Source organism: Streptomyces sp. NPDC091209 (assembly GCF_044757755.1).
Classification (GTDB): domain Bacteria; phylum Actinomycetota; class Actinomycetes; order Streptomycetales; family Streptomycetaceae; genus Streptomyces.
Genome location: NZ_JBIVVR010000002.1, coordinates 180,310 through 198,896 on the forward strand (window position 1 = coordinate 180,310; position 18,587 = coordinate 198,896).

At 71.3% G+C, this 18,587-nt stretch carries 13 protein-coding genes; 8 read left to right on the plus strand and 5 right to left on the minus strand.

Features of this window, described 5'->3' with window-relative positions; all coding sequences use genetic code 11:
- Positions 1 to 29: 29 nt before the first annotated feature.
- Positions 30 to 1,559 (minus strand): substrate-binding domain-containing protein, encoded by a 1,530-nt coding sequence (locus ACIQRL_RS07790; RefSeq protein WP_401328524.1) that lies wholly within the window; start codon positions 1,557 to 1,559, stop codon positions 30 to 32.
- A gap of 182 nt (positions 1,560 to 1,741) precedes the next feature.
- Positions 1,742 to 3,796 (minus strand): protein kinase, encoded by a 2,055-nt coding sequence (locus ACIQRL_RS07795; RefSeq protein WP_401328527.1) that lies wholly within the window; start codon positions 3,794 to 3,796, stop codon positions 1,742 to 1,744.
- 288 nt (positions 3,797 to 4,084) lie between these two features.
- On the opposite strand from ACIQRL_RS07795, the gene ACIQRL_RS07800 reads away from it, so the two are divergent.
- From ACIQRL_RS07800 to ACIQRL_RS07810, 3 genes are all read left to right on the plus strand, one after another.
- A complete protein-coding gene (locus ACIQRL_RS07800; protein WP_401328530.1) occupies positions 4,085 to 5,440 on the plus strand; it encodes an aspartate aminotransferase family protein in 1,356 nt (451 codons plus the stop codon).
- 170 nt (positions 5,441 to 5,610) lie between these two features.
- Positions 5,611 to 6,306: a GntR family transcriptional regulator gene (locus ACIQRL_RS07805; RefSeq protein ID WP_401329533.1), complete on the plus strand. Its 696-nt coding sequence runs from the start codon at positions 5,611 to 5,613 to the stop codon at positions 6,304 to 6,306.
- Positions 6,307 to 6,516: 210 nt separating this feature from the next.
- Positions 6,517 to 7,167, plus strand: coding sequence for a hypothetical protein (locus ACIQRL_RS07810; RefSeq protein ID WP_401328533.1), 651 nt, complete (start codon positions 6,517 to 6,519; stop codon positions 7,165 to 7,167).
- A 183-nt stretch (positions 7,168 to 7,350) separates the two neighbouring features.
- On the opposite strand, the gene ACIQRL_RS07815 is transcribed toward ACIQRL_RS07810, so the two are convergent.
- The 3 genes from ACIQRL_RS07815 to ACIQRL_RS07825 all read right to left on the minus strand — a co-directional run bounded on the left by ACIQRL_RS07815 (position 7,351) and on the right by ACIQRL_RS07825 (position 11,072).
- Positions 7,351 to 7,641: a hypothetical protein gene (locus ACIQRL_RS07815; RefSeq protein WP_401329535.1), complete on the minus strand. Its 291-nt coding sequence runs from the start codon at positions 7,639 to 7,641 to the stop codon at positions 7,351 to 7,353.
- 218 nt (positions 7,642 to 7,859) lie between these two features.
- A complete protein-coding gene (locus ACIQRL_RS07820) occupies positions 7,860 to 9,677 on the minus strand; it encodes a bifunctional metallophosphatase/5'-nucleotidase (protein ID WP_401328536.1) in 1,818 nt (605 codons plus the stop codon).
- A gap of 363 nt (positions 9,678 to 10,040) precedes the next feature.
- Positions 10,041 to 11,072 (minus strand): LacI family DNA-binding transcriptional regulator, encoded by a 1,032-nt coding sequence (locus ACIQRL_RS07825; RefSeq protein ID WP_401328538.1) that lies wholly within the window; start codon positions 11,070 to 11,072, stop codon positions 10,041 to 10,043.
- A 317-nt stretch (positions 11,073 to 11,389) separates the two neighbouring features.
- Between ACIQRL_RS07825 and ACIQRL_RS07830 the strand changes: the two genes are divergently transcribed.
- The 5 genes from ACIQRL_RS07830 (at position 11,390) to ACIQRL_RS07850 (ending at position 18,476) form a co-directional block, all read left to right on the plus strand.
- Positions 11,390 to 13,327 carry a glycoside hydrolase family 127 protein gene (locus tag ACIQRL_RS07830; protein ID WP_401328540.1) on the plus strand — a complete coding sequence of 646 codons (1,938 nt, stop codon included), beginning with the start codon at positions 11,390 to 11,392 and terminating at the stop codon, positions 13,325 to 13,327.
- Between the two features lie 48 nt (positions 13,328 to 13,375).
- Positions 13,376 to 14,617 carry an extracellular solute-binding protein gene (locus ACIQRL_RS07835; protein WP_401328543.1) on the plus strand — a complete coding sequence of 414 codons (1,242 nt, stop codon included), beginning with the start codon at positions 13,376 to 13,378 and terminating at the stop codon, positions 14,615 to 14,617.
- Between the two features lie 233 nt (positions 14,618 to 14,850).
- Entirely contained in the window at positions 14,851 to 15,741 is an 891-nt protein-coding gene (locus tag ACIQRL_RS07840; RefSeq protein ID WP_401328546.1) for a carbohydrate ABC transporter permease, read from the plus strand.
- Positions 15,738 to 16,559, plus strand: coding sequence for a carbohydrate ABC transporter permease (locus tag ACIQRL_RS07845; protein ID WP_401328549.1), 822 nt, complete (start codon positions 15,738 to 15,740; stop codon positions 16,557 to 16,559). The genes ACIQRL_RS07840 and ACIQRL_RS07845 overlap by 4 nt, the downstream gene beginning before the upstream one ends.
- Positions 16,560 to 16,772: 213 nt before the next feature.
- On the plus strand, positions 16,773 to 18,476 hold the full coding sequence (locus ACIQRL_RS07850) for an RICIN domain-containing protein (RefSeq protein ID WP_401328550.1): 1,704 nt from the start codon (positions 16,773 to 16,775) through the stop codon (positions 18,474 to 18,476).
- Positions 18,477 to 18,587: the final 111 nt, after the last annotated feature.

Genomic DNA, 18,587 nt, shown 5'->3' on the forward strand with positions numbered 1-18,587 from the left:
GGCGGCCGGTGTGCCGGGTCGCCACGGCGTCAGCCGGCGCCGCAGATCTTCAGGCCGACCGGCGTCCCGCACGGCAGATGACCGCGGGCGCGGATGACCGCCTCGCCGCTGCCCTGGCCGATGTACGTCAGGAAGCTGGAGGCGAGGGAGTCGCTGGGCGAGTCTCCGTAGGTGTAGGCGTACTCGATCTCGCGGTACGGGTAGTCCGTGGTGCCGCGCTCCAGGTCCACGACGGAGGCGCTGTGACCGTCGAGGCCGATCCGGTGCAGGCCCTTGTGCCCGGTGGCGTCGTTGAGTTCGCTGTAGCCGATCGCGCCGGGCAGTTCGGCGACCTTGCTCAGCACCTGGTCGGTGGAGTCCAGTTCGCAGCGCACGAGCGGTGCCGTCGCGTCGTCCTTGTGGACGCAGTCCAGCGAGGAGTTGGCGATCTCGCCGCGTCCGAGCACCCGGCGCTGGAACACCTGCCGGGTACCGGAGTTGGCGTCCCGGCTGACGAGGAGGACGGGCCTGTCGGGTCCGCCGAGCTGCTTCCAGTTCCTGATCTCGCCGCGGTACAGACGGCGTACGTCGGTCAGCGACAGGTTCCTGACCCGGACGGTGTCGTTGACGACCAGCGTGAAGACCGAGACCGCGATCCGGTGCTCGCGCAGGCTGGGGAAGTCGCCCTGCTGGGGACCGTCGGAGAGGGCGACGAGGGCCGGCGATCCCTTCTTCGACGCCTGCCCCGCCGCTTCGAGCGCACGCACACCGTCCGTGCTGCCGTGGGCGTCCACCGTGATCGTGGAGCCTTCGCAGTCGTGCTCGTACCTCTCGGCCAGGCCGCGCATCACGGGCGCGAAGGCGGTCGAGCCGGTGACGGTCAGCGTGCCCCGCTCACAGCCCATCGGCGGTGGCGTGTCGTCGCGCAGGACGACGATCAGGGCGAGCGTGACGACGCACGCCGTCAGCATCACCGTGATCAGCCGGGCCGCGCGGCTGAACAGCGGCTGCTGATCGTCCGGGGTCGTACTGCGGTTGGGCCGGACCTCACCGTCCCGGATGCCGCCGACGATCCGTATCGGACAGCCCACGTCGCCGCCCGACAGCAGGACGAGCAGCTTGAAGTGCTCGCCCCGGTTCAGCGGGACCCCCGGGACGTGCAGGGTGCCGTCCTCGTAGCTGAGACCGGCGGTCGGGGTGAAGTGGCCCATCAGGTGGTCGGTGCCGGTCGGCTGGGTCACGGACACACCGCGGATGGTGCGGTCGGTGAACACCGCCGTCAGGCCGTGTTCATGGCTCGTGTAGTCGTCCCGGCCGATGCTCTGCGAGCCGTCGTTCTCGATCCGCAGCAGCACGAGGGTGGCGTCGGACATGCCGGGTGTCTCGTCGAACAGCCCGAGCCGTACGTTCGCGCGCCCCGAGCGGACGTCGTCGCCGATGGGATTGTCCATCTGGACGCGGTAGCCGATCGTCTTGCGGCGCGGCACCCTTCGCTCGTACCAGACCATCACGGCGGAGGAGACGACACCGATGACGGCGGTCCCGACGGCCACGACGTTCTCTGCGCTCAGCCAACTCACAGTGAGCCACTCCCCCGAGCACTGTGGTGCGGTGCGGTCACCGTACGGCCGCGGCCGGAAACAGCCCACATACGGGAAATGAACTTCGACCGCCCCGGACGGCACGGCGGTGGACGCCTTCCCCGGGGTCCGCGGCCACGGCCCGCGGCCCCCGGGCGGGGTCCCCCGGCGGGGTTCCGGGCTCAGCCGCTCTTCGTGTAGTTCAGCTCGGCCTCGGCTGCCGAGCCGGTCTTCGCCCGCCGCAGCCGGCCGTCCGGCAGGAGGGTGACCTCGGAGGCGGCACCGGGCTTGCAGGACGGCGGTTCACCGACGGTGACCTGGGAGGGGCCGATCTCCAGCGGCCCGCCGGGCCCCGGAACCGCGGCGAGGGCGGCCTGGAAGACACAGTGGTAGTCACTGCCGTCCGCGGTGACCGTCAGCACCGTGTCGCCGACCCCGCCCTGCTGGATGGTCAGCCGACGCGTGTGATGGCCGGTGGAGTTGTCGATGGCGGCGTCCCAGGTGCCGAGGAACGCCTCCGGGACGGTGCCGCCCTGCGTCGCCCCGGTGCTGGGCGACTCGGAAACGGTGGCCGGCGTCTGCGCGGCGCTCTGCCCCGGTGTCGTTTCGCCGGAGGCCGGGACGGACGCCTTGGGGTCGTCCTGGCCGCCCCCGCCCGCGCCGCCCTTCAACAGCGCGAACACACTGCCGCCCGCGCCGAGCGCGACGACCAGGGCCACGACGACGAGGAGGGCGGTGGACCGGCCGCTCCTGCGCGGCGGCTCCGGTCCGAGCGGGGCGACCACGGGACCGTACGGAGGGGTCGGCCCCTGGGGCGGGGTCGCGCCGCCGGGTCCGTACGGGTGGGCGGCGACGCCCGGGCCGTAGGGAGGCGTCGAGCCGTACGGCGGCTGGGGCGCACCCCAGCCTGCCTGCGGGTAGCCGTAGGCGGGGTGGGCGGGGCCCTGGCCGGGGGGCAGCGGGTGCTGCTGCGGGTAGCCGTAGGCGGGGTGCGGACCGGCCGGCGCCGCGGGAGGAGGCGTCGCGCCCGAGCCCCCGATGACGGTGGGGAGATGGTTCACGGGGCCGGGCCGCCCGGGGGGAGGCGGGGTGGAGCCCTCCTCGGCGGGCGCGGGCGCGTGCTCCGGGGAGGCGTCGGCGGACGCGGCGGGCGCCGAGGAAGAGGCGGAGGGCGTCGAGGAGGCGGCGGAGGCCGAGGCGGCGGGCGCTCCCGACGGCGGCTTGGAGAAGTCCGGGGCCGCGACCGGCGCCGAGGGCGCGGGCGGCAGGGACGGCCTGGCCGGCACGGCACCCGCCGGGGGCCGCCCCTGCCCCTCGTCGGGATTCTCCGTGTCGAGCAGTTGCACCGCGTGGCGCCCGAGCTGGGCCACCAGCGAGCCGGGCAGCCAGGGGTCGAGGGTGCGCCCTTCCGAGACGGTGTCCTCCGCGCCCGTGCGCTCCAGGATCTCGTCGAGACCGGGCCGGGCGGCCGGGTCCTTGCGCAGACAGTCCCGCACGAGGTCGGCGAGCCCCTCGGGCACACCCGTCAGATCCGGGTCCTCCTGCGCGATGCGGAACATCATGGCGTGCACACCGCTGTTGGCCGCCCCGAAGGGAACGGAGCCGGTGGCCGCGTACGACAGGACCGAGCCGAGGCAGAAGATGTCGCACGCGGCCGTGACACGGTCGCCGCGCACCTGCTCGGGGGCCATGAAGCCGGGGGAACCGACGAGCGCCCCGGTGTGGGTCAGACCGCCGTCGGTCACGGTCTCCAGGGCGCGTGCGATGCCGAAGTCGATGACGCGGGGGCCGTCGATGGTGACGAGGACGTTCGACGGCTTGAGGTCGCGGTGGATGAGGCCCGCGGCGTGGATGTCCGTCAGCGCGTGCGCGAGGCCCGCGGCGAGGATGCGCACGGAACGCTCGGGCAGCGCTCCGTGGTCGCGCCCGACGACCGCCTGGAGCGAGGGCCCGGCGACATAGCCGGTGGCCACCCAGGGGATCGCGGCCTCGGTGTCCGCGTCCAGCACGGGTGCGGTCCAGAGCCCGCCGACCCGGCGCGCGGCCTGCACCTCCTGGCGGAAGCGTGCCCGGAACTCCTCCTGCTCGGCGAGCTCCGGCCGGACGAGTTTGACGGCGACGGTACGTCCCCGGTCGGACCGCGCGAGATAGACGTGGCCCATCCCTCCGGCACCGAGCCGCGCCAGCAGGCGGTACGCCCCGATCCGGTGCGGATCCCCTGCCCCCAGGTTCTCCATGGCAGCGCCCACCCTCCCCCATATGTGTGCAACAGACCGAGGATAGTGCGCTCTACGGGGAAGTGGACGGGTGCTGTCTACGGTTCCGACACGACTGATCCCGTTTTCGTAACGGGTCCCGCCGTCTCCTTGACGCCCGCCGCCGGGGGATCGCCGGGAAGGGCCGCCGGACACCCCCGAACGCGGACCCGTCCCTCGGTCAAGCCCGACAGACTGTCGCGGAAAGCCCCGGACCACAGACAGGACGCCGATACCGCGCCCGGTCCGTGGACATTTACGCTTCGCCGCATGACCCCTCAGCCCAACCCCCAGGCCGGCGCCGCCGTGAAGGCCGCGGACCGCGCGCACGTGTTCCACTCCTGGTCCGCGCAGGAGCTCATCGACCCGCTCGCCGTCGCCGGCGCGGAGGGGTCGTACTTCTGGGACTACGAAGGCAAGCGGTATCTGGACTTCACCAGCGGGCTCGTCTTCACCAACATCGGGTACCAGCACCCGAAGGTCGTCGCCGCGATCCAGGAGCAGGCCGCGACCCTGTCCACGTTCGCGCCCGCCTTCGCCGTCGAGGCGCGTTCGGAGGCGGCCCGGCTGATCGCCGAGCGGACCCCGGGCGACCTGGACAAGATCTTCTTCACCAACGGCGGCGCGGAGGCCGTCGAGAACGCCACGCGGATGGCCCGGCTGCACACCGGCCGTCCGAAGGTGCTCTCCGCCTACCGCTCGTACCACGGTGCCACCTCCACCGCGATCAACCTCACCGGTGACCCGCGGCGCTGGCCGAACGACAGCGGCGCCGCCGGTGTCGTCCACTTCTGGGCGCCCTTCCTGTACCGCAGCCCCTTCCACTCCGACAGCGAGCGGCAGGAGTGCGAGCGCGCGCTCCAGCACCTGGAGGACACGATCGCCTTCGAGGGGCCCGGGACGATAGCGGCCCTCATCCTGGAGACGATCCCGGGCACCGCGGGGATCATGACGCCGCCGGCCGGCTACCTCGCCGGGGTGCGCGCGATCTGCGACCGCTACGGGATCGTCTTCATCCTGGACGAGGTCATGGCCGGGTTCGGCCGGACCGGCAAGTGGTTCGCCGCCGACCACTACGAGGTGACGCCGGACCTGATGACCTTCGCCAAGGGCGTGAACTCCGGCTATGTGCCGCTGGGCGGTGTGGCGATCTCCGCCGCCATCGCCGAGACCTTCGCCAGGCGGCCCTACCCGGGCGGACTCACCTACTCCGGCCACCCGCTGGCCTGTGCCGCCGCCGTCGCGACGATCAACGTCATGGAGGACGAGGGGATCGTCGACCAGGCCGCGGTCATCGGCGAGACCGTCCTCGGACCGGGGCTGCGCGAGCTGGCCGAGCGGCACCCGAGTGTCGGCGAGGTGCGCGGCACGGGCGTCTTCTGGGCGCTGGAGCTGGTGAAGAACCGGGAGACCCGGGAACCGCTGGTCCCGTACAACGCGGCGGGCGAGGCGAACGCGCCGATGGCCGCGTTCGGCGCCGCGGCCAAGGCCCGCGGTCTGTGGCCCTTCATCAACATGAACCGCACCCACGTCGTTCCGCCGTGCAACATCACCGAGGCCGAGGCCAAGGAGGGTCTGGCGGCCCTGGACGAGGCACTGTCGGTGGCGGACGAGCACACGGTGTGACGCCGTAGAGGGGGCACGCCCCGGCGGGGTCGGCCGCGCGGTCGCCCGCGCCCCTTCGGGGGTGCCGGAGAATCCGCCCGCCGACCCCCACGGCGTATGGTGGCCTGCTCGAAGGGATACGCGAGGAGACACGCGCACCCGCCCACGCGATGGGGAGTGAGACGACCACCATGGCCGGCACCGGCGGCACGGGCGCCGTAACCCGCAGCACCCTGCGGCAGCAGATCGCGGACGCGCTCCGTGACGAGGTGCTCGGGGGCCGTCTCCGGCCGGGCCAGGAGTTCACGGTGAAGGAGATCGCCGAGCAGTACGGCGTCTCCGCCACCCCCGTCCGCGAGGCGCTGGTCGACCTGTCGGCCCAGGGGCTCCTGGACGCGGACCAGCACCGCGGCTTCCGGGTGCACGAGTACTCCGCCGCCGACTACCGCGGCATGGTCGAGGCGCGCAGCCTGATCACGGAGGGCATGTTCCAGGCCCTCGTGGCCGAGGGCATGCGGCAGGCCGACGATCCCCGCGCGCTCGCCGCCCTCGCGGCCGTCCGGCGCCGCGGCGAGGAGGCCCAGCGCGCGGCCTCCGCCGGCGACCTGAACATCCTCATCGGCTACGACCTGCGTTTCTGGCGCGAGCTCAGCAGCCTGTTCGGCAACACCTACCTCTGCGACTTCCTGCACCGGCTGCGGGTCCAGTCGTGGGTCTGCACGGTCCAGCATCTGCGCCGGGTCTCCGACCTCCGTGGCCAGCTCTGGTCCGGCCACACGGAACTGGTGGACGCTCTCGCGCGCCGCGACGCCGACACGGCGCGGGCGATCGTGACGGCGTACAACGAGCACGCGCTCGCCCTCATCGAGCGCCTCGACGCCCCCTGAGACGGGGGCCGGGGACACGGTTCGCGCCGATCCCGGGTTTGAGGACATCCGCTCCGGGCGATCGGGGGGATGGGGGCGCGGCACCCGAGCCGCGGACGGACCCCTGCCCACCCGGGGGCCCAAGTTGCGTACCGGCCTCTTCACAGGACCGCCACGCGCACTACGCTGCCCTGACCACCCTGCACCCCAAGGAGCAAGAGGAGCCGTCTGTTGGCCTGTGACCTGTGGTTGGTCCCGCTCGTCGACGTGCTGTGCCACACCCCCGACAACCCCTTCGCCGAGGAACTCGCGCTCTACGACAAGGTGCTCGCCGAGGCCGGACTCCCCCCGGTGCCGGTGTACGCGTACATGCCCGGCCTGTCCGGTGACGTGGCCCCGGTCGCCGGCTTCGACTACGACGCGCTGCACTTCCTGCGTCGCGCGTACCTGCTCCAGATGTGTGGGCTCGCGGTGGCGCCGGTCGACGAACTGGGCGGCGACTACGAACAGTTGCTGGAGATGTTCGAGACCAACGCCCAGCAGTCGCATCTGGTCTGGCACTACGACCACGCGGGCGCGTACGTTCCGGTCGAGTTCCCGCATCCGCTGGCCAACGACGAACTCCTCGCGGGCGGCGGCCCCCTGGGCTCCTCCCAGGCCCTTCTGCGCGAACTCGAGTTCGTGGCCCCCGCGATCGGTATCGACCCGGCCAATCCCCCGATGCCACCGCAGCCCCCGAGCGCTCCCACGGAGCTGGAGGAGCCTGCCGCTCCGGCCCCCTTCGACGCCAGCCCCTTCGCCCGTGAACGTCACGTCTGGCTGGGCCTGCACGCCGCGGCGACCCGGAGTCTCGCCCAGGGCTCGATGATCATCTTCAGCTGAGCCGGATCTTCCGGTGCGGGGCCCGGCGTTACCCGGCCCCGCACCGGCACGCCGGCACCGGTCCGCCGGGACGGAACTCCGGCCGCCCGGCCGGATAGGCCCGCCCGCCCCGGCCAGGACACGCCTCCAGCCAGGCCCGGATACACCAGCGCACCCAGCCCGGCCGTCGGCCCGGCCCTGCCGTCAGCCCAGCTCGGCCAGGCCCTTCTTCAGGTCGTCGCCGTTCATGACGGGGGCGAGCTCGATGCGGGCTCCGAGGCTCATGAACAACGGCTCGGCGATCGACGGGATGTGACTGGGGTCCTGGAGGTCGAAGAAGAGGTAGCAGGCGCGGCAGCCGTCGTTGGTGGTGAAGTAGGCCGCCTCCGGCTTGAGCTTCTCCATCGTCTCCTGCATCAACTGCTGCAACTTCCCGTCGCGGATGACCTCGTTGGCCTTTTCCGTGTCCATGGTGGCCCTGAGCATCACGCGCATCGCGCTCACCTTCTTCATCGGTCGACGCACGCAGAGGCACCCAAACGTGCGTTTTCAGGCTATGCCCCTTGTCATCCGCGTGCCCGCTGGAGCGCCTGGAGCGCCGGGAGCCGGGAGCCGGCAGGGAACAGGCCAAAGGCAGGCGGCCCAGCCCTCACCCTCTCCGGTGAGACCTGGGCCGCGTATCTCCTGAAGGCGGAGGCGCCGAACACGCCGGATCAGAAGACCGGCGTGCCGTCCTGCGTCAGCTTCCAGTTGGCGACCGCGAAGTCCGCCGGGTTCAGCGAGCCCTTGGCCGTCACGTAGTCGATCATCAGCTGGCGGATCTCGTTGGTGGAGCTGTAGGCGATGTCGGCGGCCGCGATGTGCGGGTAGCCGCTGCCGCCGTTGGCCCGGTAGTTGTTGACGGCGACGACGAAGACCTGGTCCGCGGCGACCGCGGAGCCGTTGTAGGAGAGGTTCTTGATCCTCGACCCCTCCGGCTGCGCGATGTCGATGTCGTACGAGACCCCCGCCGCCGTGTCGTACATGTAGTCCCAGAAACTGTTGGCGTTGGTGACGGTGGCGGTGTCCACCGCCGTACCGGACGGGACCTGGTGGTAGTACTTCGCCGCGTACTCCAGGTAGTCCTTGAGCTGGGCGCCCGTCAGCTTCTTGCCGTACAGCGTGTTGTCGTAGATGTAGAGCCCGGCGACGTCGCGGATGGTGACGTCGCCCTGGGGGATGTCGGCGGTGCGGCTGAAGGGCGCGGCGACGGAGATCAGCGGCAGGGCCGCGTCGGCCGTCGACAGGCCGGTGGCCACGGCCGCCATCTGGACCTGGTGGATGAAGTCCATGACGGGGACGTCCTTCCAGCACGCCTCCGCCGCGGACAGGTCGGCGGTGCACGTGCCGACGGGCGTGTTGACGTACTTGACGACGAGGTCGTGGTCCGCCTTGATCAGCCGGGTGATCTCGGCGTCCTCCTCGACGGTGTTGCTGTTGAGGGTCTGCGCCTTGGTGCTGGTGACCTTCCACTGGCCGCGGACGAGTTCGAGCTCGAAGTCGAAGACGGTCAGCCGCATGCCGTAGCAGTAGGGCTCGGAGAGGACGACGTCCTTGCCGGTCTCGGTGTTGGTGACCGTGTACGACGAGACCTCGGTGTGGGTGTGGCCCACGAGGATCGCGTCGATGCCGGGGACCTGCTGGGCGACGAGGTTGGAGGCGTTCTCCACGTACGGGAGTTCGCTGCCGTACGACGAACTGCCGTCCAGGCCCGAGTGGTCGGTGAGGAACACGACGTCGCAGCCGAGCGCGCGCATCCGCGGCACGTACTTCTTGGCCTGCTCGACGAGCCCGGTGAACGCCATCTTCCCGGCGACGTTGTCCTTGTCCCAGAGGGCGATTCCGGGGTTGGTCAGGCCGAGGATGCCGACCTTGATGTCCGGGGCGCCGGGGACACGGATGCGCTTCACGGTGTACGGCGTGAAGGCCGGGCGCAGGGTCTTCGCGTCCAGCGCGTTGGCGCCGAGCAGCGGGAAGTGACACTGCTGCTCGAATCTGCGCAGCGTCTCGATGCCGTAGTTGAACTCGTGGTTGCCGAGCGCGGCGGCGTCGTACCGCATGGCGTTCATCGCGATGGCCATGGGGTGCTTGGGGCCCCGCTTGCCGTTCGTGCCGACGATGGGGTCGACGCGTGCGTAGTAGTACGCCAGCGAGGTGCCCTGGATGATGTCGCCGGCGTCGACGAGCAGGACGTGGTCCTCGCCCTTGGCGGCGCGCTGCTGCTTGACGAGGGTCGCGACGCGCGCGACGCCGACCGAGTTGCCCTTGCTGTCCTTGTACGCCGCGTCCGTGTAGTAGTCCCAGTCGAAGACGTGGCTGTGCAGGTCGGTGGTGCCCAGGATCGAGAACGACCAGGTGCGCGGCGGCTTCGGGTGCCTGCGGTCCGCCGCCTGCGCGGGAGCCGCCGCGGCCACGCCGCCGACGGCCACGGCCGCACCGGTGACGGCCGACTTCTTCACGAACTCCCGGCGGTTCAGGGGATTGACGGGCATACGGACTCCTGGGACTGGGGTGACGTGGGCAGGGGGACGTGCCGTGCGAGCCATGCGGAACTACACGCGTAGAGCGTGGTCGCCCGCCTATCCCCTCGTGAACCAGGAGAAGCCCATCTCCCGGTCAAGTAAAGGTCAGTTCGAGGTTTCCGGGGCACAACGAGCCGGGGTTTCGAACCGTGTTCACCCCGCTGTCACATCGCGCTTACGACGACGCCCGGCCCGACCGCCGGGCAACTCACCACAGTCGCCCGGCCCGCCCGGCCCGCCCGAGCAGACCCGGCACGCCGGGAACTCCCCGGGCACCCGGATCCGGAAGTCCCGAAGCCCCGAACGCCCGAACGCCCGAAGCGGAGCCTCCGGTCAGCTCGACTCGCGTACCACCAGCCGGCACGGAACCGTGTGGACGCCTCCCGGTCCCGGCTCCGCGTCGTCGGCGTCGATGGCCTCCAGGAGGCGCAGCGCGGCGATCCGGCCGATCTCGGTGAGGTCCATGTCGATGGTCGTGAGCGGCGGACGGCAGGCCAGCGCCATGGTGTCCCAGTTGTCGTAGCCGACGACGGCGATGTCACCGGGAACGTCCACGCCCCGCTCGCGCAGCGCGTCGGCGACTCCCCGGGCGATCTGGTCGTTGCCGCAGAAGAAGGCGTCCGTGTCCGGGGCCGTGCGCAGTACCGCGTCGGCGGCCCGGCGCCCCCACGCCTCGCTCCACTCGCCGAAGTGGACGCGCCCGGTGGCCAGTCGCAGCGAGGACCGCCCCAGGTGCTCGGCCGCGTGCCGGGCGCGGTCACGGGCGGCGGCGTGGTGTTCCGGGCCGGTGACATGCGCGATCCGGGTCCGGCCCGCGGCCAGCAGATGTTCCATGGCGAGCTGGGCGCCGCCGCGGTCGTCCGAGACGACGGAGGTGTCGGCCGGGTCGGTGGACGGGGAGAGCGCGTAGACGATGGGGATCGGGTCGACGCCGGTCAACGGCGGGCGCGGGTCCGTGCGGCGGCCGGTGACGATGATGCCGTCCACCCTGCGGTCCATCAGGTTGCGCAGATGGTGCTGCTCACGGATCGAGTCGCCCCGGGTGTCGCACAGCAGCACGGAGATCTTCCCGGCGCCGAGCGCGTCCTCCGCGCCGAGCAGCACGGGGGTGGAGAAGCGGCCGATGCCGTCCGTCGTCATCAGACCGACGGTCCAGCTCCGGCCGGTGTGCAGGCTCTGCGCGTGCTGGTTGGGCCGGAAGCCCAGCGACTCCACGGCGTCGAGAACCCGCTTGCGGGTCTCGGGCCGCATTCGTCCGCCGCCGTTCAGCGCCTTGGACGCCGTGCCCACACTGACTCCCGCGAGGGCGGCGACGTCGGCGAGCTTGGCCCGGCCGGCGGAGGACGAGCGCGGAGCAGAAGTCACGGGCAATCCTTTTCCTTCGCGTCGACCAGGACGACATCGTCCCTCGCCGACGACATTAGCGACCCCATCGTGCCAGCGGCCAGGGGTACGGGCCAGAGCCCGAGCAGCGGAGAAAAATCTGCGTCACGCCCCTTGACCCCTTCCGCCGTCTCCCCTCTACTTTCCGGCAGGAAAACGGTTGCTCAAACGAGTTCCCGAGCAGCCCTGCGTACCCGTGCCCGAGCGTCCTGGCGTACCCGTATCCGAGTGCCCTGGCGTACCCGTTTCCGAACAGTGCACGACCCGTCGAACGCGCTCCCGACGAGAACCGGAGAACCATGCCCCGCCACCGCTCCGCCGCCCTCCGCGGCACGGGACCCGTCCACCCCAGTCCCGGCGCCCTCGGCGCGCTGCGCCCCGCGCCGGTCACGATCGGCGCCGGTTTCTGGCACACCCGCCGTGAGGTCAACGCGCGCACCTCCCTCCCCCAGGGCCCGGACCTGCTGGAGTCGGCGGGCAACCTGCACAACCTGCGGCTGGCGGCGGGCACGGCCGAGGGCACGTTCCGGGGCGCGTACCCGTTCCTCGACACCGACGTCTACAAGTGGCTGGAGGCCGCCGCCTGGCGGCTGGCCGAGGAGCCCGCCGGCGGCCTGGCCGCCGAGGTGGACCGGATCATCGCCCTGGTCGCGGCCGCCCAGCAGCCCGACGGCTATCTCAACACCTGGTTCCAGCTCCGGAAGAACGGCGAGCGCTACCAGGACCTGCGCTGGGGCCACGAGCTGTACTGCGCGGGCCACCTCATCCAGGCGGCCGTCGCCCACCACCGCACCACCGGACGCCCCGAACTCCTCGACGTGGCCCGCCGTTTCGCCGACCAGATCGACTCGGTCTTCGGCGCCCCCGGCAGCGGCAAGCCCCTCGACGGCATCGACGGCCACCCCGAGATCGAGACAGCCCTGGTCGAGCTCTACCGGGAGACCGGCGAACGCCGCTACCTCGACCTGGCCGGCTACTTCGTCGACCGGCACGGCCACGGCCTGCTCGGCGGCGAGGCCTACTGCCAGGACCGCGTCCCGCTGCGCGAGGCGACCACCGTGGAGGGCCACGCCGTACGGCAGTTGTATCTGCTGGCCGCGGCGGCGGACCTGGCGTCCGAGACCGCCGACGCCGAACTCCGCGCGGCCACGGAGCGGCTGTGGCGGGCCATGGTGGCGACGAAGACCCACCTCACCGGCGGGCTCGGCGCCCACCACGACGAGGAGGACTTCGGCGACCCCTACGAACTCCCCAACGAGCGGGCCTACTGCGAGACCTGCGCCGCCATCGCCTCGGTCCAGTGGAGCTGGCGCATGGCCCTGCTCACCGGCGAGGCCCGCTACGGCGACCTGATCGAACGCACCCTGTACAACGGCTTCCTGGCCGGGGTCTCCCTGGACGGCGAACGCTGGCTCTACGTCAACCCGCTCCAGGTCCGCGACGGCCACACCGACCCCGGCGGCGACCAGTCGGCCCGCCGCACCCGCTGGTTCCGCTGTGCCTGCTGCCCGCCCAACGCCATGCGGCTGCTGGCCTCCCTGGAGCACTACCTCGCGTCCACCGACGCCGGCGGTCTGCAGATCCACCAGTACGTCACCGGCGAGTACCGAGCCGACCTGGCCGGCGCCCCCGTCGTCGTACGCGCCGAGACCGACTACCCGTGGCACGGCACGATCGCGCTGACCGTCGAGGAGGCACCCGGGACCCCCTGGACCCTCTCGCTCCGCATCCCCCAGTGGTGCGAGGCGTTCCGGGTGCACGACGGCGACCGGACGTACGACACCGAGGACGCGCCCGTCGAGGACGGCTGGCTGCGCCTGGAGCGGACCTGGGCGCCCGGCGACCGGGTGATCCTCGAACTCGCCCTGGACGCCCGGCTCACCGCGGCCGACCCGCGCGTGGACGCCGTACGCGGCTGTGCGGCGATCGAACGCGGCCCGCTCGTGTACTGCCTGGAACAGGCGGACCACCCGGGCGGCGGCCTCGACGACATCGTCCTCGACACCTCCCGCCCGCTCGCCGTCAAGCAGCGCCCCGACCTGCTCGGCGGCGTCACCACCGTGCTGGCCGCCGGACACCGCCGCGAGCTCCCCTCCGACGGCTCCTGGTGGCCGTACCGATCCCCCGGTCACTCGGCCCCGCCGGCCGGCGACCCCGTCGAACTCACCGCGATCCCCTACTACGCCTGGGCCAACCGCGAGGACGGCGCCATGCGCGTCTGGCTGCCCACGTCCTGAATCCGCACGTCCCACCGCACGTCCCTCTCCCGACAACGAGGTCACCCCGTGAGAAGCACCCGCCGCACCCTGACCGCAGCCATAGCCACCGCCTGTGCCCTCGCCACCGTCACCGCGTGCGGCGGCGGCTCCGGCTCCTCCTCCTCGTCCGGCTCGTCCTCGACGTACACCTTCTGGGACCCCTACCCGCAGTTCGACGCCTCCTCCGACTGGGGCAAGCGCGTCACCGCGTGCGGCACCGAGGCCGGGGTCAAGGTCAAGCGCACCGCGTACGACACCACGGACCTGGGCAACAAGGCGCTGCTCGCCGCCCAGCAGGGCAACGCGCCCGACGTGATGCTGGTCGACAACCCGGTCGTCTCCACCCTCGTGGAGGCCGGCATCCTCACCAAGACCAGCGACCTCGGCCTCGACACGGCCTCGATCCAGAAGAACATCATCGGCGCGGGCACCCTCGACGACGCGGCCTACGGCGTTCCCATCGGCGCCAACACCCTCGCCCTCTACTACAACGAGAAGGTCCTGTCCGCCGCGCACGTCGACCCGGCCGCCATCAAGGACTGGCCGTCCCTCTCCGCGGCCCTCAAGAAGATCAAGGCGACGGGCAAGAAGGGCATCACCTTCTCGGCGATCAACACCGAGGAGGGCAGCTTCCAGTTCCTGCCCTGGTTCTGGGGCGCGGGCGGCGACCTCACCCGGCTCGACTCCGCCAAGGGCGTGGCGGCCCTCACCCTGTGGAAGCAGTGGGTCGACGCGGGCTACGCCCCCAAGGACGTACTGAACAACACCCAGACCACGAGCTGGCAGGAGTTCGCCACCGGGGACTACGCCTTCGGCGAGAACGGCACCTGGCAGCTCGCCAACGCCGAGAAGGCCGGATTCCCGTACGGAATCGTCAACATCCCCGCGCAGAACGGGGGTTCGGCGCCAGTGCCCACCGGCGGCGAGTTCGTCACCGTTCCCGTGCAGAAGGACACCGGCCGCTACGACACCACCAAGAAGATCGTCTCCTGCCTGACCAGCTCCCCGAACCTGCTGGCGAGCGACACCACGCTGACCTATGTGGCGCCCACCGCCGCGGTCCAGGCCCAGCAGGTCAAGGCGAACCCGAAGCTCCAGCCCTGGGTGGACGCGGTGGCCGCGGCGCGCGGCCGCACCAGCGGGGGCCTGGGCACCAAGTACCCCACCATCTCGCAGCCGATGTGGACCGCCGTACAGGCGGCGCTCTCCGGTGCCAAGAGCCCCGCCGCGGCCCTGGGCGACGCCCAGACCGCGGCTTCCAAAGGGTAGGTCCCCCATCCCCCTGGGGCTGAACTTCCCGGGCTGATCGGCCACCACGACGCACCCGCAGCCGGGTACGCGCGGGAGGGGACGTGCCGGTACATCACATGCCCGCAGGCCGGACGGATCAGCACCCACGTCCGCTTCGCAAGGCCGCCGGGATCCGTCCGGACGCGGGCGGATGTACCGGCACGGCCCCGACCCCCCACCGACCGAACCCGGCAAACCGCAGAGGCATCCGCATGCTCACCCATCACCGCCGGAGCCGGCTGACGGCGCTCGCCTTCCTCGCGCCGCTGGCCTCGTACCTCGCCGCCTTCTACGCCTACCCGCTCTACCGCAACCTCGACCTGAGCCTGCGCGCCTACACCGTCAGATCCTTCGTCGCGGGCGACGCCCCCTTCTCCGGATGGGACAACTTCCGCACGGTCCTGGACGACCCGTCCTTCGCCCCGGCGATGCGGCACACGATGCTCTTCACCTTCGCGTCCATCGCCGTCCAGTACGCCGCCGGCCTCGCCCTCGCCGTCTTCTTCAACCGCCGGTTCGCGCTGGCCCCGACCCTGCGGGCCCTGTTCCTGATCCCCTGGCTGCTGCCGCTGATCGTGTCGGCGTCGACCTGGTCCTGGATGTTCAACAGCGAGTCGGGCGTGGTGAATTACGCCCTGCACCTGGTCGGCGTCGACCCGGTGGGCTGGCTCACCTCACCGCACTGGGCGCTGACCTCGGTCGTCATCGCCAACATCTGGATCGGCATCCCCTTCAACCTGGTCATTCTGTACAGCGGCCTCCAGAACATCCCCGCCGAGCTGTACGAGGCCGCCGCCCTGGACGGAGCGAACACCTGGCAGCAGTTCCGCCGCGTCACGTTCCCGCTGCTGCGCCCGGTCTCGGCGATCACGCTGCTGCTCGGCCTCGTCTACACCCTCAAGGTCTTCGACCTGATCTGGATCATGACGAAGGGCGGCCCTGGCGACTCCTCGACCACCCTGGCGACCTGGTCGTACCAGCTCGGATTCGGCACCCTGCTGCCCAGGTTCGGCCCCGGCGCCGCCGTCGGCAACATCCTCATCGTCATCGCCCTCGCCTTCGGGCTGCTGTACATCCGCGTCCAGAGGAGGCAGGAGTCGTGAAGTCCCGTACCGGCAAACGCCGTCACACCGTGCTCGGCGTCGCCCTCACCGCGCTCATGCTCTTCCCGGTGTACTGGATGCTGAACGTGTCCCTCACCCCGCAGCGGAACATGCGCAAGAGCCCGCCCGACCTGTTCCCGCTGCACCCCACCTTCGAGGGCTACCGGGCCGTCCTGAACGACCAGTTGCCCTATCTCGGCACCAGCCTGCTCATCGGCCTCGGGACCGTCGCCCTCACCCTGGTCATCGCCGCCCCGGCGGGCTACTCCCTCGCCAGGCTGCGCCCGCCCGGCGCGGGACCGCTCTCTCTCGCGCTGCTGGGCGCCCAGATGATCCCCGGCATCGTCATGGCGATGGGCTTCTACGGCTTCTTCCTCGACCTCGGACTGATCGACTCCTGGTGGGGCCTGATCATCGCGGACTCCACCATCGCCGTGCCGTTCGGCGTCATGATCTTCGCCGCGTTCATGTCGGGCATCCCCGGCGAACTCATCTCCGCGGCCCGCATCGACGGCGCCGGCACCTGGCGGATCTTCCGCTCCGTCGTCCTGCCGGTGAGCCGCAACGCGATCGTCACGGTCTCGCTCTTCGGCTTCCTGTGGGCCTGGTCCGACTTCGTCTTCGCCAACACCCTCGACGGCGGCGGCGACATGCGCCCCATCACCCTCGGCATCTACCACTACATCGGCAACAACAACCAGGAATGGAACGCGATCATGGCCACCGCCGTCGTCGCGTCGATCCCCGCCACTGTCCTGCTCGTCCTCGCACAGCGTTACGTGGCCGCGGGCGTGACCGCGGGCGCGGTGAAGGACTGAGCAGGCGTTCCCCGCTCCCCACCTTCAGGAGGCTCCTCCATGAGCCGCACGAGCCGCAAAAGACGCACGAGCTCCATTCGCCGCTTACGAAGTACGAGCCGCATCGTCGGTCCGAGCCGCGCAGACGGTACGAGCCGCACAGCCGGAACGTACCCCGCGAGCCGAGTGCGCCGCGCCGCCGTCAGGCCCCATCGTGGCCGGGCGCCGGCCGCGTTGGGAGCCGTCGCCCTGGCCGCCGCCCTCTTCACCGCGCCCCCCGCCCAGGCGGCCCCCACCACGGCCACCACCCTGGTCGTCAACGCCGACCAGACCCTCCGCTCCGTCACCCACGCGGCGAGCGGCAGCCTGTACGGCCTCGCCGACGCGAGCACCCCGGCCGACGGCCTGGTCACCCCGCTCAAGCCGAACACCTTCGTCCAGATGGCGCCGGGCGGCTCACAGCTCCCCAACGGCGAACCCGCGCCCGGGGGCGACGCGCTGAAGGTGGCGTCCAAGGCCGCCCGGGCCGGTGCCGGGGTCGTCGTCCGCATGCCCGACTGGTACCCGAACTTCCCCTACAAGTGGGTGAGCTGGAGCAACTGGCTGTCCGCCGTGGACACCCAGATCGCGTCGGTCAAGTCCTCCTCCGCCACCAACGTCCGTGCCTACGAGCTGTGGAACGAACCCGACTGGACCTGGGACACCACCAACGCCGGTACGTTCGAGGCGGGTTGGACGCGCACCTACAAGGAGGTCCGCGCCAAGGACACCACCACCCCGATCCAGGGCCCCAGCCACTCGGCGTGGAACCAGAGCTGGATGTCCACGTTCCTCACGGCCGCCAAGGCCGCCGGAACCGTCCCCGACATCATCGCCTGGCACGAACTCCAGGGCTCCCAGGACATCGCGGCGCACGTCGCGGCGTACCGCTCCCTGGAAAGCAGCCTCGGCATCAGCGCGCGCCCGATCTCCATCGAGGAGTACGGGACTCCCACCGAGGTGGGGGTGCCGGGTCCGCTCGTCGGCTATGTCGCCAAGTTCGAGCGGGCGGGCGTCCATGACGCCGAACTCGCCTTCTGGAACCACTACGGCACCCTCGGCGACACCCTCACCGACACCGGCGGATCGCCCAACGGCTCGTACTGGCTCTACAAGTGGTACGGCGACATGTCGGGCAGCATGGTCCCCGCCACGCCGCCGGCCCAGACCGGCATCGACGGAGCCGCGTCCCGCTCCGGGGACGGCCGGCAGATCAGCGTCGTCTTCGGCGGCGGCACCGGTTCGACGGCCGTGACGGTGAAGGGCCTCGGCTCACTGTCCGCGTTCGGCGCCACGGTGCACGCCAAGCTGGAGTACACCCCGTCCAAGGGCCGCACCACGGCCGTATCGGCCCCGTACACGATCTCGGAGGCCGACTACACCGTCTCGAACGGGTCCGTCACCGTGCCCGTGGCCATGAACGCCTCGGACGGCTACCACCTGGTCGTCACCCCCAGCGGCAGCTCCACCTCGCTCGCCGGGACCTACCAGATCACCAACAAGAACAGCGCCCTCGCCCTGGACACCCAGAGCGCGGGCACGGCCCAGGGCACCGCTGTCGTCCAGGCGACGTCCTCCACCGGCACCAGCCAGTCGTGGACCCTCACCTCCGCCGGATCCGGCCTCTACAAAATCGCCGACAAGGCGAGCGGCCTGCTGCTCGGCATCACGAACGCGAGCACGGCGGCCGGCGGGACCGCGCTGATCTGGGCGGACAACGGCACCGCGGACCACCTCTGGCAGCTGATACCGGCCGGTGACGGCTACTACAAGATCGCCAACTACAACAGCGGTCTGCTGCTCGGCGTGAACGGCATGAGCACCTCCACCGGCGCCCAGGTCCTGCAGTGGGACGACAACGGCACCGCCGACCACCTGTGGAGACTGACCTCGCGCTGAGGCCGGCTCCACGGGTACGGGTACGCCCCCGGATGTCGGCCGGGGGCGCACTCGTGGAAACAACTGTTTCGGAAACGGCTTCGGAACCTGGTCCGCCCACCGCCCCGGAAC

Bases quoted from the DNA above. Each gene is read 5' to 3' on its own strand.
- ACIQRL_RS07820 (WP_401328536.1), bottom strand. From the start codon at position 9,677: ATGCCCGTCAATCCCCTGAACCGCCGGGAGTTCGTGAAGAAGTCGGCC.
- ACIQRL_RS07800 (WP_401328530.1), top strand. From the start codon at position 4,085: ATGACCCCTCAGCCCAACCCCCAGGCCGGCGCCGCCGTGAAGGCCGCG.
- ACIQRL_RS07830 (WP_401328540.1), top strand. From the start codon at position 11,390: ATGCCCCGCCACCGCTCCGCCGCCCTCCGCGGCACGGGACCCGTCCAC.
- ACIQRL_RS07805 (WP_401329533.1), top strand. From the start codon at position 5,611: ATGGCCGGCACCGGCGGCACGGGCGCCGTAACCCGCAGCACCCTGCGG.
- ACIQRL_RS07840 (WP_401328546.1), top strand. From the start codon at position 14,851: ATGCTCACCCATCACCGCCGGAGCCGGCTGACGGCGCTCGCCTTCCTC.
- ACIQRL_RS07795 (WP_401328527.1), bottom strand. From the start codon at position 3,796: ATGGAGAACCTGGGGGCAGGGGATCCGCACCGGATCGGGGCGTACCGC.
- ACIQRL_RS07815 (WP_401329535.1), bottom strand. From the start codon at position 7,641: ATGCGCGTGATGCTCAGGGCCACCATGGACACGGAAAAGGCCAACGAG.